Annotated in this window: 10 protein-coding genes; 4 read left to right on the plus strand and 6 right to left on the minus strand. The window is 62.4% G+C overall.

Annotated features, from left to right (window positions below):
* Positions 1–134 precede the first annotated feature (134 nt).
* The 3 genes from GQB00_RS04225 to GQB00_RS04235 are packed head-to-tail and all read right to left on the minus strand — an operon-like array spanning position 135 to position 1794.
* Positions 135–569: a PaaI family thioesterase gene (locus tag GQB00_RS04225; RefSeq protein ID WP_111495907.1), complete on the minus strand. Its 435-nt coding sequence runs from the start codon at positions 567–569 to the stop codon at positions 135–137.
* Positions 566–1042: a PaaI family thioesterase gene (locus GQB00_RS04230; RefSeq protein WP_165855324.1), complete on the minus strand. Its 477-nt coding sequence runs from the start codon at positions 1040–1042 to the stop codon at positions 566–568. The genes GQB00_RS04225 and GQB00_RS04230 overlap by 4 nt, the downstream gene beginning before the upstream one ends.
* Before the next feature lie 5 nt (positions 1043–1047).
* Positions 1048–1794, minus strand: a complete 747-nt coding sequence (locus GQB00_RS04235) for a DUF599 domain-containing protein (protein ID WP_111495905.1) — start codon at positions 1792–1794, stop codon at positions 1048–1050.
* Positions 1795–1986: 192 nt separating this feature from the next.
* Here GQB00_RS04235 and GQB00_RS04240 point away from each other — a divergent pair, with 192 nt between their 5' ends.
* The gene (locus tag GQB00_RS04240) at positions 1987–3279 is read left to right on the plus strand and encodes a M48 family metalloprotease (RefSeq protein ID WP_165856521.1); all 1293 of its coding nucleotides are present in this window, start codon (positions 1987–1989) and stop codon (positions 3277–3279) included.
* A 93-nt stretch (positions 3280–3372) separates the two neighbouring features.
* Here the strand turns inward: GQB00_RS04240 and GQB00_RS04245 are convergent, their stop codons facing one another.
* From GQB00_RS04245 to zwf, 3 genes are read right to left on the minus strand one after another with little or no spacing between them, the layout of a single operon-like run.
* Entirely contained in the window at positions 3373–4026 is a 654-nt protein-coding gene (locus tag GQB00_RS04245) for a bifunctional 4-hydroxy-2-oxoglutarate aldolase/2-dehydro-3-deoxy-phosphogluconate aldolase (protein WP_111495904.1), read from the minus strand.
* A gap of 28 nt (positions 4027–4054) precedes the next feature.
* Positions 4055–4768 carry a 6-phosphogluconolactonase gene (pgl, locus tag GQB00_RS04250; protein WP_228276663.1) on the minus strand — a complete coding sequence of 238 codons (714 nt, stop codon included), beginning with the start codon at positions 4766–4768 and terminating at the stop codon, positions 4055–4057.
* Positions 4761–6236 carry a glucose-6-phosphate dehydrogenase gene (zwf, locus tag GQB00_RS04255; RefSeq protein WP_111495902.1) on the minus strand — a complete coding sequence of 492 codons (1476 nt, stop codon included), beginning with the start codon at positions 6234–6236 and terminating at the stop codon, positions 4761–4763. Before zwf ends, pgl begins: the two co-directional genes overlap by 8 nt.
* A 275-nt stretch (positions 6237–6511) precedes the next feature.
* On the opposite strand from zwf, the gene GQB00_RS04260 reads away from it, so the two are divergent.
* The 3 genes from GQB00_RS04260 to pulA all read left to right on the plus strand — a co-directional run bounded on the left by GQB00_RS04260 (position 6512) and on the right by pulA (position 12343).
* Positions 6512–7384, plus strand: a complete 873-nt coding sequence (locus tag GQB00_RS04260) for a MurR/RpiR family transcriptional regulator (RefSeq protein WP_111495901.1) — start codon at positions 6512–6514, stop codon at positions 7382–7384.
* Positions 7385–7677: 293 nt separating this feature from the next.
* On the plus strand, positions 7678–8958 hold the full coding sequence (lamB, locus tag GQB00_RS04265; protein WP_228276664.1) for a maltoporin LamB: 1281 nt from the start codon (positions 7678–7680) through the stop codon (positions 8956–8958).
* Positions 8959–9196: 238 nt separating this feature from the next.
* Complete coding sequence (gene pulA / locus GQB00_RS04270; protein WP_165855326.1) at positions 9197–12343, plus strand: pullulanase-type alpha-1,6-glucosidase; 3147 nt, start codon at positions 9197–9199, stop codon at positions 12341–12343.
* The last annotated feature ends 61 nt before the right edge of the window (positions 12344–12404 follow it).

Raw genomic sequence — 12404 nt, forward strand, 5'->3', positions numbered from 1 at the left:
TCTGGCAAAGGAGATTGGGGCACTCGCCCCCATTTCAAGAGGATTGGGCAAGCTGACATGCGGCCACCGGATTCGCCCGGCACTTCGCACGGTAATCCGCACCGCAGTCTGCCCGGACAACACCGCTGGCGGGCTCAGTCCTCCATCAGGAAATGCGCCCGGGCGGTGGCAATGGGTTCGTTGCGGGACTTCTGCCAGGCGGTGATCATCACATTGGCGACCCGGTTCCCCTGGCGGGTCAGCCGGCACTCGGCGTAGGTTTCCCGGTCCAGGCCGGCACGCAGGTAGTCGAGGGAGAAGTCGACGATCCGCGGCATGCGCAGCGTGTCCTGGGACATCATCAGATAGATGGCCGCCGACAGCTCCATGAAACCACCGATCACTCCACCGTGGATGGCCGGCAACACCGGGTTACCCAGGTTCTCCGGCTTGCGCGGGAGGCGGAAGATCAGATCGTCGCCGAACCGGTCGCAGGCCAGGCCGATGGTCTGGGCATAGGGAATCTCCGCCAGCATCCGTGAGAAGTCGCCGGTTTCCTGGGTGTAACGAAGGACTTCGGGACTGGTCATGCGTCGTCTCCCGTGATCTGGTCCCGGTACGCTTTGGGCGTGGCTTCCTTGCCAATGCGCATGAAGGTGGCCACGCAATTGGCAATGGTCTGGTTGTCGTGGGCCTGATACGCCTCGCAACGGGTGAAGATGATATTGCGCGTCACGCGATACGCCTCGGCCCGAGCGTATACCGGCTCGTCCGGGACCGCCGGGCGCATGTAATCCACCCGCAAGTCGAGGGTGGGACACAGCTCAAACTCGTCCAGCGCGCACAGCACCACGGAACCGGACGTCGTGTCCATCAACGTGGTGATCGCGCCACCGTGGATGATCCGGGTGTCCGGATTGCCGATGATGCGGTCGCTGTACGGTAGCTTGAGGACCAGGTGGTTGTCCCGCGCTACCTCGACGCTCACGCCCAGTTCCCTGGCCTGGGCCAGGGTTTCGATAAACCGACTGACCCGGTTGAACCGGGTCCGATCGTTCGTCATCTGTTCTACCTTGCAGTTGCCGACGACTCGGCGTCGTCCTTCGATTTGGAGGCTGGATCATCGAACACCTTGCCGGAACGCAGTGCGTCCAGGGCGTCCGACTTGAACTCCCGGCGATAGAGAATGAAAACCACCAGACTGGACGCCACGATAAAGCAGGCGGGGTGGACAAACCAGGTTACCACCGCCAGCGCGTAATAGTACGAACGCAGCCCCAGGTTGAAGGCATCACCGGCCAGGCTGCACACCCGGGCTGAGCTGCGCGCGAAGGCCTCGCGGGCCGCCGGCGACACCTGCTTGTCGTCGTTCAACGGGGCACCGCCAATCAGAACCGAGGCGAAATTGTACATGCGCATGGACCAGGTGAACTTGAAGAAGGCGTAGACGAACACCAGCATCAGCATGAACAGGCGGATCTCCCAGACCACCCGGTTGCCGCTGCTGGCAAACGGCAGGGAACTGAACACTTCCATCACTTCCTGGGTATAACCCATGGCGGTCAACAGACCCGCCAGGATCAGCAGGCAACTGGAAGCGAAGAAGGCGCCATTGCGCTCCAGGTTCCCCACCACCGAAGCGTCGGCGATTCGGTTGCCGCGACTCAGCATGCCCCGCATCCAGTCCTCGCGGTACAGGTCCAGGGTGTTGGAAAGGCAGGGCCGGTCGTCGGCCTTGCGTCGGGAATACTCGCTGTAACCCAGCCAGCACACAAGAAACCAGGCCAGGGCAATCAGGTCCAGAAAAGGTACCATCCGGAAACGATCCGTTATCAGGGTGGTGAAGACGGGGCCCATTTGGCCCGGGGCGGGCCGGAGCCCGATCCTCAAAATGATACAGAATGCCCCGGAATGTCGCCATAATACAGACAGCTAAGCCTGTTTTGCCGGCAGGCACCGAAGACCCACACAACTGTGTTATAACCTGGAACATGAAATCGTTGGATGATGGAGTTCGCTGTGCGATTTAACGTGTTACCCGCTACCCTACTCGCCACCCTGGCGCTCATCCTGACCGGCTGCTCGGTTAACCCGGTCACCGGGGAGAGCCAGCTGTCGCTGATTTCCGAAAGCCAGGAAATGGCCCTGGGCGAGGAGCAATACAAGCCCACCGTGCAGATCCAGGGCGGCGAATACACGGCCGATCCGGAGCTGGCGGCGTACGTGTCGAAGGTGGGACAGAAGCTGGCCAGGGTCAGCGACCGCCCCGACCTGCCCTACGAGTTCGTGGTGCTCAACAGCGGCGTCCCCAATGCCTGGGCTCTGCCCTCGGGCAAAATCGCCATCAACCGGGGACTGCTCACCAAGCTGGAGGACGAAGCGCAGCTGGCCTCCGTGCTGGGCCACGAGATCGTACACGCCGCCGCTCGCCACAGCGTGCAGCGCATGCAGCAGGGCATGCTCCTCAACGCGGGGATCGCCGGCCTGGGGATCGCGTTGTCCGACAACGACTACGCGTCACTGATCATGGGTGGCGCCGCCGTGGGCAGCCAACTGACCATGGCGCAATACAGCCAGGGCCATGAGCTGGAATCAGATCACTACGGCATCGAGTACATGGTGCGGGCCGGCTACGACCCGCAGGCTGCGGTGGAACTGCAGAGAATCTTCGTAAAGCTGTCGGAGGGGCAGAACGCCAGCTGGATCGACGGCCTGTTCGCCTCCCACCCGCCTTCGCAGGAGCGCGTCAACGCCAACCAGGCCCTGGTCGACGAACTGGGCAACCCGGGCGGCTTCCGCGGCAAGCAGGAGTACAGCAATCATCTGGCCTACCTGCGTAGCAAACAACCGGCCTACGACGCTCAGGAAAAGGCCCTGGAAATGGCGCAGGCCGAAAACCTGGACGGCGCGCTGAAGAAAATCAACGAAGCCATTCGTATCGAACCCAACGAGCCCGCCTTTTACGTGCTTCGCGGACAGATTCTTGAGGAGCAGGACAAGTCCACGGCCGCACTGAAGGATTTCGACAAAGCGGTTTCACTCTACCCCGAGATGTTCAGCTACCGCATCCACCGCGGCCTGGGCTACCTCGACGCGGACCAGTTGGATGCCGCACAGGCTGACCTGAAAGCGGCCAACGATGTGGTCCCGACCTCCATCGCCTACCTGCGACTGGGCGATATCGCCGCCAGGCAGGGACGCAAGGACGAAGCGGTCCAGTACTACTCCGCTATCGCCGACGTCGAAGGCGAAATCGGCAACGAAGCCCGCCGCAAGCTGGCCGATCTGCAACAGTCCTGAGAGACGTGATGACGCTCCCTGGCGTCATGTCGAAACGAAAAGGCGCCCACATCGGGGCGCCTTTCTTATGCGGGCATGAACGGGCCGGAACGCCTACTTGAGGCGCTCCAGGCTGTCCCGGGCCACCTCAGTGACCTTATCCCAATCGCCGGCGGCGATGGCATCTTTCGGGGTCAGCCAGCTGCCGCCTACGGCCACCACGTTGGGCAGCGCCAGATAATCACTGGCAGTATCCGGGCTGATGCCGCCGGTTGGGCAGAACACCACGTCACCGAAAGGACCGGCAAAGGCTTTCAGCGCCGGGCGACCGCCCGAGGCTTCCGCCGGGAAGAACTTGAAATGCCGGAAGCCACGCTCATATCCCATCATCATCTCGGAGATGGTGGAAATACCCGGCAGCAGCGGTGCCTTGGCCGTAATGGAGTAATCCAGCAGGCTCTGGGTCAGACCTGGCGTAATGACGAACTGGGCACCCGCCTCTTCCACCTGCCGGTACTGCTCGACGGTGGTCACGGTCCCGGCGCCCACCCAGGCGTCCGGCAGCTCGGCACGCAGCTCGCGGATGGCGTCCAGGCCGTAAGGGGTTCTCAGGGTGATCTCCAGCACCTTGATGCCGCCGGCAACGAGGGCACGACCCAGCGGCAGCGCCTCTTCCGGCTTGTTGATGGCGATCACCGGCACCAGGGGACAGGCATCCAGAACGGCCTGCACCTGCTGACGATGGGCTTCAGTCAATAATGAAGGCATCGAAACAATCTCTCTTTATGAAACGGATTCAGGGGCTCCAGAACAGCGTCAGGCCCGTCGACAGGAAAACCCGGATCGGCATTTCACGTACCGACGGCATGTCGCTCAAGGCCACCTTGAGGGTCTCAAGCTTGTCCTCACCCTTGAGATGGAGCGCGGTCCAGCTGGCCTGTTCCAGGATGGTTCGCGTCAGCGACAGCCGCGCCTGCGGCTGGGACACCGGGTGCAACGCCATGCAGCGATAGGGCTGGCTGGGGTCGAGTGCGCGATCGATCTCCGGCGCGTCCGGGAACAGCGACGCGGTATGCCCGTCATTGCCCATCCCCAGGATCAGCACGTCCAGGGGCCAGGCGATATCGGCCAGGGCCTCCTCCGCCAGCGGCTGGCCGGCATTGGCACTCTCGTGCTTCTGCTTCATCGGCACGAACCGTGCCGCCGACGCGGCACCCTGCAGGAAATGCTCACGCAGCAATTTTTCGTTGCTGTCCGGCGAGTCCGGGGTCACCCAACGCTCATCGACCAGCGTTACATCGACACGGGACCAGTCGAGCGGCTTATCCCTAAGCTTCTCGAAGAAAGGCTTCGGTGTGCTGCCGCCGGACAACGCCAGGCTCGCGCGATCACGCCCAGCCAGCGCCCCTTCCAGTCGCTCGGCGACGCGGTCGGCCAGCTCGGCGGCGACCGCGTCAGGGTTTTCGCCCAGGGCCGGCTCTACGGTGGCCGGCCAGTCAATCTCAGGCATCTTCATACCAGCTCCTGCCATCACGAGTAATCAGTGCAATGGATGCCACCGGCCCCCAGGTACCCGCCGCATAGCGCTTGGGCGGCGATGCGTGCTCTTCCCAGTTGGCGATCACGCGGTCAACCCAGCGCCAGGCGTATTCCACCTCGTCACGGCGCACGAACAGGTACTGGTTGCCCTTCATGGCCTCCCACAAGAGACGCTCATAGGCGTCCGGAATCCGCTCCTGCTGGAACGTCTCGGAGAATGTCAGCTCCAGCGGGCCCTGACGCAGGCGCATGCCTTTGTCCAGGCCCTGATCCTTGGTCAGGATCTGCAGGGACATACCCTCATCCGGCTGCAGACGAATGATCAGCTTGTTGTTGGCCAGGTGCTTCTGGTCCGGATCAAAAATGTAGTGCGGTGCCGGCTTGAAGTGGATGATGATCTGCGACAGTTTCTCCGGCATCCGCTTGCCGGTGCGGATGTAGAACGGCACGCCGGACCAGCGCCAGTTGGAAATTTCGGCCTTGAGCGCCACGAAGGTCTCGGTGGTGCTGCCGCGCACCGCATCTTCCTCTTCCAGGTATCCGGGTACCGGCTTTCCGGCCGCCGTACCGGCTGTGTACTGACCGCGCACCAGGTGGGTTTCCACCAGGTCCGGGGTAATCGGGCGCAGGGCCTTGAGCACCTTGACCTTCTCATCACGGATGCTGTCCGCGGACAGGTCCGACGGCGGATCCATGGCAATGAGGCACAGCAGCTGCAGGAGGTGATTCTGGATCATGTCCCGCATCTGGCCGGCCTGGTCGAAATACCCCCAACGCCCCTCAATTCCGACACTCTCGGCCACGGTGATTTCCACGTGGGAGATGTGATCCTGGTTCCACTGGGAAGCGAACAGGTTGTTGGCGAAACGCAGGGCAATCAGGTTCTGGACGGTTTCCTTACCCAGGTAGTGGTCAATCCGGAACAACTGGTTCTCATTGAACACTTCCGCCAACTGGTCATTGATCTCTTCGGAGGACTCCAGGTCGTGACCGATCGGCTTCTCCACCACGACGCGGGTGGCAGTGTCGATGCACTGGGTCTGTTTCAGGTTGCGGGCGATCATGCCGTAGATGGAAGGCGGCGTGGCCATATAGACGATCAGCGCACCGCCACCGGTTTCACGCCATTCACGCAGACTCACGTAATCGTCGGTGTTGGCGAAATCCAGCCGTTGGTAATCGATGCGCGACAGGAGCTTGGTCATGGCCCCTTCGTCCTGCTCGTCCGGCTTGATGTGTTCTTTCAGCTTGGCTTTCAGCTTCTCGCGGGCGCCGGCCGTGTCCAGTTCCTGTCTGGCCAGAGCCAGAATCCGGGTTTTCGGCGCCAGCAGGCCAGCGGCTTCCAGTTGGTAAAGGGCAGGAAACAGTTTACGCTGCGCCAGGTCCCCCAGTGCGCCGAACATGATCAGGTCGCACTGATTTTCGTTTTTCCGGCTCATTCTTATGACAGTCCTTCAACCTGTTTTCTGGACGATCCTGCAACATCGGCCTGTCGGCCCGACGGGCGGAACCCAGTCCACCCATTCACAGGAATGCGGCAATGTAGTAATTTTGACAAAATAATGGCATCAAAAGCCACCGATTCCAAGAATAATCGGGAATTCTTGACTACTTTACTACACAATGAAAGGGCGAAAACCGGTATAATTCGCGCCGCCAGCCACTTTCAGGCAAGCATTTTCAGTCAAGCAGAGTCTTTGCGGGATAGCCAAGCATGAACAAGAACCACGACGCCACAGCACCCAACCTGCTGGAGCAGATCCAGGGCAAACTGGACACCCTGAACAAGTCCGAACGCAAGGTCGCCGAGGCCATCCTGCGTGACCCTACCGCCGCCACACGCTACTCCATTGCCGCCCTGGCCCGTGCCGCGGATGTGAGCGAGCCGACGGTCAACCGCTTCTGTCGCGGCTTCTCCACCAACGGCTTCCCCGACTTCAAGATCCAGTTGGCCCAGAGCATCGCTACCGGCACACCCTACGTCAGCCAGAACGTGCGCCCGGAAGACGATGTCGCCACGTTTTCCGACAAGATCGTGCTCAGCACCATCGCCAGCCTGGACAAGGCCCGTCAGGCCCTGGACCCGGCGGCCCTGGGTGCGGCCATCGACTATCTGATCCAGGCCAAGCAGATCAACTTCTTCGGCATGGGCGGCTCCGCCCCCGTGGCTCTGGACGCGCAGCACAAATTCTTCCGCTTCAATATTCCGGTCACCTCCTACGACGACGCCCTGATGCAGCGCATGGTCGCGGCCGGCAGCCATACCGGCGACGTGATCGTGGTGATTTCCTACACCGGCCGCACCCGGGAACTGGTAGACATCGCCGAAGCCGGTCGCAGCAATGGCGCCACCGTTATCGGCATTACCGCGCCCAACTCGCCGCTGTCGAAAGCCTGTACGGTGGCGCTGGAGGTCACCGCCCCGGAAGACACCGACGTCTACATGCCGATGACGTCCCGCATCATCCATCTGATGATCATCGACATCCTGGCCACCGGCGTCACCCTCAAGCGCGGCAGCGACTTCCAGGCCCACCTGAAGAAGATCAAGGACAGCCTCAAGCCTACCCGTTTCAGCGCCGAATAACGGCCCTCCGGGGTACGGGATTCAACCAGGAATCCCGTACCCGATTTCTACGCCCCTCCTCCCCCTGAAAACTCACCCCCCTTTTCTCCCGACCCGGATGATGTGGCCCTGACCCGCATTCCCGACCATGAATACGGGTTTACCGATACGGACGGGCGAAAGACCGGAACAGGCTTCCGTCATTCCCCTCGCCCATGGCCCGGGTCTTCCGGCGTTGCTTGCGGGACACTCCCGCTGACCGGCGTCAGGTCTAGCCCCGGCCAACCAAAAAAGACAAGAAGCACAGGACAGATATGATGCAAAACAACAAGAGATCGACCTTCAAACTCTCGCCGGTAGCTGTGGCCATCGCATCCGCTGCGCTGGCATCCCCGGCTCTGGCCGTGGACTTCAGCGGCTATGCGCGTGCCGGAGCCTCGACCAACCTGCAAAGCGGTGGCGAGCAGACCTGCTTCGGCAGTGGCGCCGCCGGTCACTTTGTCGGCCGACTGGCGGACGAGTGCGACACCTACGCCGAAATCGGTCTGGGCGACGAGCTGTACAACGAGGATGGCAAAACCTTCCGCTTCGACTCGATGGTGTCCTACGGTGCCGACAATCAGGGCAACGACTTCCAGAGCTACAGCTATAACGATGCCGGCGGCGGCTACGACGGCGGCAACACATCGCTGCGTCAGCTCTACATCTCCGGCAACAACGTGATCGAGTCCCTGCCGGGCTCCACGCTGTGGGCGGGTAAGCGCTACTACCAGCGTCACGATGTCCACCACCTGGACTTCTACTATCTGAACAACTCCGGCTACGGCGGCGGTGTCGAGAACATCCAGGCCGGCCCCGGCAAGCTGTCACTGGCGTTCATCAACCACGATAACCCGGACGGTGACGAGTTCATCCAGAACAACAAGTTCGACGTGCGCTACGCCTTCCCGGTGGGTCAGAGCACCCTCACCCTGGTCGGTATCTACGGCATGGCCGACCTGACCGACCAGCAGGAAGACGCCGGCTTTGAAGACGAGGACGGCTACTTCTTCACAGCGGAACTCTCAAGCGGCCTGCTGGGCGGTTTCAACAAGTTTGTACTGCAGTACGGTGCGGACTCCATGGGCTTCGGCGCCTTTGAAGCCGGCGGGGGCGGCCGGATCGCCAACAGCAACGTCGACGGTTACCTGGAGGACAGCTGGCGCATCCTCGATCACGGTGTGATCAACCTGGGCGCCAACTGGGAAATGGGCTACTCCGCGCTGTACCAGCAGGGGTCACCGCACGATTCCAGCCAGGACGATGCGGAACGCACCAGCGTCGTGATCCGCCCCACCTACAAGTGGTCGCCGGTACTGAGCACGGCCGTCGAGATCGGTTATGACGACGCCCAGTTCCTGGGCGAGGACGATTCGTCGGATCTGTCCAAGATCGCCATTGCACAGCAGTGGTCGGCCGGCGGCAATTACTGGGCACGCCCGGTGATCCGTGCTTACGCGGCCACCTTCTTTGGTGATCGCGCCGAAGCCGCGCGCGAAGGCGACGGCGTCGACGGCGACATCCAGGTCGGCCTGCAAATGGAAGCCTGGTGGTAATAGCCACCACCACAGCCCCGGCCGGCCCTTCCTTCCCGGCCCGGGGCGGGTAACCGGAAAGCCTCCGTACCAGCCGCGCGGAGGCTTTCTTCGTTTCAGCACCCTACCCACAGCCCCGCCCTACGCCCCCGCCGCTACGCCGAAACCGATACCCGCAAAGAGGATGTGCCTACGTCCCACCGGCACCACCATCGCCGATGCAGTACCAACAAAAACAACCGTACAAGGAATGCATCTCATGACTCAGCATCAATGGATAACGCCTGCCTTGCTGGCCGTGCTGACGCTCGGCGTCTCCGGCTGCAAGATCGAAGGAGACTCCGGCGGGGATTCCGCGGAGGCTCTTATAGATCCCGGCCCCGACGAGGCCATTCTCTATTACCTGCGCCCCGACGACGCTTACGACGGCTGGGGGCTGCATCTATGGAATACCGACACCTGTTCCGGCGCCGCGACGCCAACCGAGTGGACTGACCCACTGCTGGCCGAGGGCGTCAGCGACACTTACGGCGCCTACTACCGGATCGATCTGACCGCGGACGCCGAGTGCCTCAACCTGATCATGCATCAGGGCAACAACAAGGACCTGGGCGGCAACGACATCACCTGGCAACTCGACGAGCTGGGCCGTCGGGTGTTCACTCTCAGCGGATCCAGCGAACTGTCCAGCGAACCGGTCAGCATCGAGGTGTCGCTGGACGGCGCCAGTGCCCACTGGATCGACGCCGACACCCTGGTCTGGGACGATGCCACTGGCGCTGAACGGGTGACCCTTAATTACGACCGCCAAGGCGATATCCGTATTGAAGACGGCCGACTCCAGGGCGGCAGCAGCATCGAACTGGACGCTGGCCACATCAGCTCCGACGCCGCCACGGCCTTCCCGCACCTGGCGGACTGGCCCGCCTTTGCCGTTACGCTGCCGACCACGGAGCAGGCCCGAGTGCTCCAGGGGCAACTGGTCGCCGCCGCCTACGCCGCTGACGGCGATCTGATGGCCGCCACCCGGGTACAGATTCCGGGTGTTGTCGACGAGCTGTTCACCTATAACGGCCCGCTCGGCGCCGAGGTAACTGACAGCGGCGTCACCTTCCGGGTCTGGGCGCCAACCGCTCAGTCGGTCCGGCTGCACGCCTTCGACGCCGAAAAGGATCCCCTCGCCGGCTACCCGGCCGCCATGACCGCGGACCCGGACCATTCCGGCGTTTGGATTCACGAGGCACCCCTTAGTCTCGACCGGCAGTACTATCAATACGAGGTCACGGCCTTTCATCCGGAAACCGACGAGGTCGAAACAGCGCTGACGACCGATCCCTACGCCCACAGCCTGTCCACCAACGGCCAGTATGCGCAGGTGGTTAACCTGGACGACGCCGATCTGAAACCGGCCAGCTGGGACAGTCTGAATCCGCCGGCGGTCGACAAACCGGAAGACATCGTCGTCTACGAGACCCATATCCGCGATTTCAGCGCCGGCGATGCGTCGGTGCCCGAAGAGGATCGCGGCAAATACGCCGCCTTCAGCCACAGCGGCAGTGCCGGGGTGACCCATCTGCAGCGCCTGGCCGATGCGGGCGTGACCCACCTGCATCTCCTGCCAGCCTTCGACATCGCCACAGTCGACGAAGACCCGACGCAGGTGGTCGATATCGACGATCCGTTCAGTCGACTCTGCGATCTGTCACCAACCGCCGCCAGTGACTGGTCCGGATACTGCAATGCCGGCAGCATTCGTTCGGTGCTGGCTTCCTTCGATCCGACCAGCGGTGACGCCCAGGCCCTGTATGGCGTGCTGCGCAACCTCGACAGCTTCAACTGGGGCTACGACCCGGTCCACTACACGGTACCGGAAGGCAGCTACGCTTCTGACGCCGAGGGAGCCACCCGCATCATCGAATTCCGCCGGATGGTGCAATCGCTCACGGCCATGGGTTTCAACGTGGTGATGGACGTGGTCTACAACCACACCAATGCCTCGGGTCTGGCGGACCAATCCGTGCTCGACAAGATCGTACCCGGCTACTACCACCGTCTCGATCCGCAAACCGGCGCCGTAATGCAATCCACCTGCTGTGAAAACACCGCCTCCGAACACGCCATGATGGAAAAGCTGATGGTCGACTCGCTGGTGACCTGGGCCGACGCCTACGGAATTTCCGGCTTCCGCTTCGACCTGATGGGCCACCACATGCTGGACAACATGACCCGCGCACTGGAGGCTGTCCAGGCGGTGGACCCGGACACCTACTTCTACGGTGAGGGCTGGAATTTCGGCGAGGTGGCCGATAACGCCCGCGGGGTCAATGCCATCCAGGCGAACCTGGCGGGCACCGGCATCGGCTCGTTCAACGACCGGTCGCGGGACGGAGTGCGCGGGGGCGGCCCGTTCGACAGCGGTGAGGCGCTGCGAAGAAACCAGGGCTTTGCCAATGGCCTGTTCACCCAGCCCAACGAGCTCAACAGCGGTTCAGAGGATGAACGGCAAACCCTGCTCGCCGGCACCGACTGGATTCGTGCGGGTATCGCCGGCGGCCTGCGTGACTTCCGCTTCGAGACCGCCAACGGGGATGTTCTGAGCACGGCGGAGATCGATTACAACGGCCAACCGGCCGGCTACACGGACGATCCTCAGGAGCTGGTCAATTACGTGTCCAAGCACGACAACCAGACCCTCTGGGATAACAACCAGTACAAGATCGCCGGTGGGGTCAGCAGCGCCGACCGCGCACGAACGCAGGTGGTTGCATTGGCGGTCCCGCTACTCGGCCAGGGCATCCCCTTCCTGCACATGGGTTCGGAAATCCTGCGCTCCAAATCCATGCAGCGGGACAGCTACGACTCGGGCGACTGGTTCAATGCCGTGGACTTCAGCTACCAGACCACCGCCTGGAATCGGGGCCTGCCCCGGGAAGACAAGGACGGCGACAACTGGGACGTCATCCTGGATATCCTCGATGACCCCAACGCGGCACCGACCACCAGTGATATCAGCGACACACTACAAGCCGTCGAGCGGCTGTTGCGCATTCGACGGGATTCACCGCTGTTTCACCTGGCAAGTGCCGACCAGGTCCGTGCCCGTCTGGCCTTCCACAACACCGGCCCTGACCAGATACCCGGATTGATCGCCTTCAGCCTGGATGACGGAACGGCTGCGGGGGATGATCTGGATCCAGATCGCGACGCGTTGATGGTACTGATCAATGCCGCGCCCGGCAGCGTCACGCTTGGCACCGACCTGACCGGGTTTACCCTGCACGACGAACTGGACGGGGCCGTTACCGCCAGCTTTTCCTCCGGCGACTTTACACTGCCCGGCTTGTCCGTTGCGGTATTCGAGCAAAGCCAGTCCGGCGCCCAGGGTAACGGCGTTCCCGTGCCTTAGAAGCAAGCGTCTGAACCGGTTCTTCCGGCGACGGTACATGCCTGTTCGGCAACGCACCTCA

The organism is Marinobacter sp. JSM 1782161, assembly GCF_011421605.1.
In the GTDB taxonomy this organism is placed as follows: Bacteria; Pseudomonadota; Gammaproteobacteria; order Pseudomonadales; family Oleiphilaceae; genus Marinobacter_A; species Marinobacter_A bohaiensis.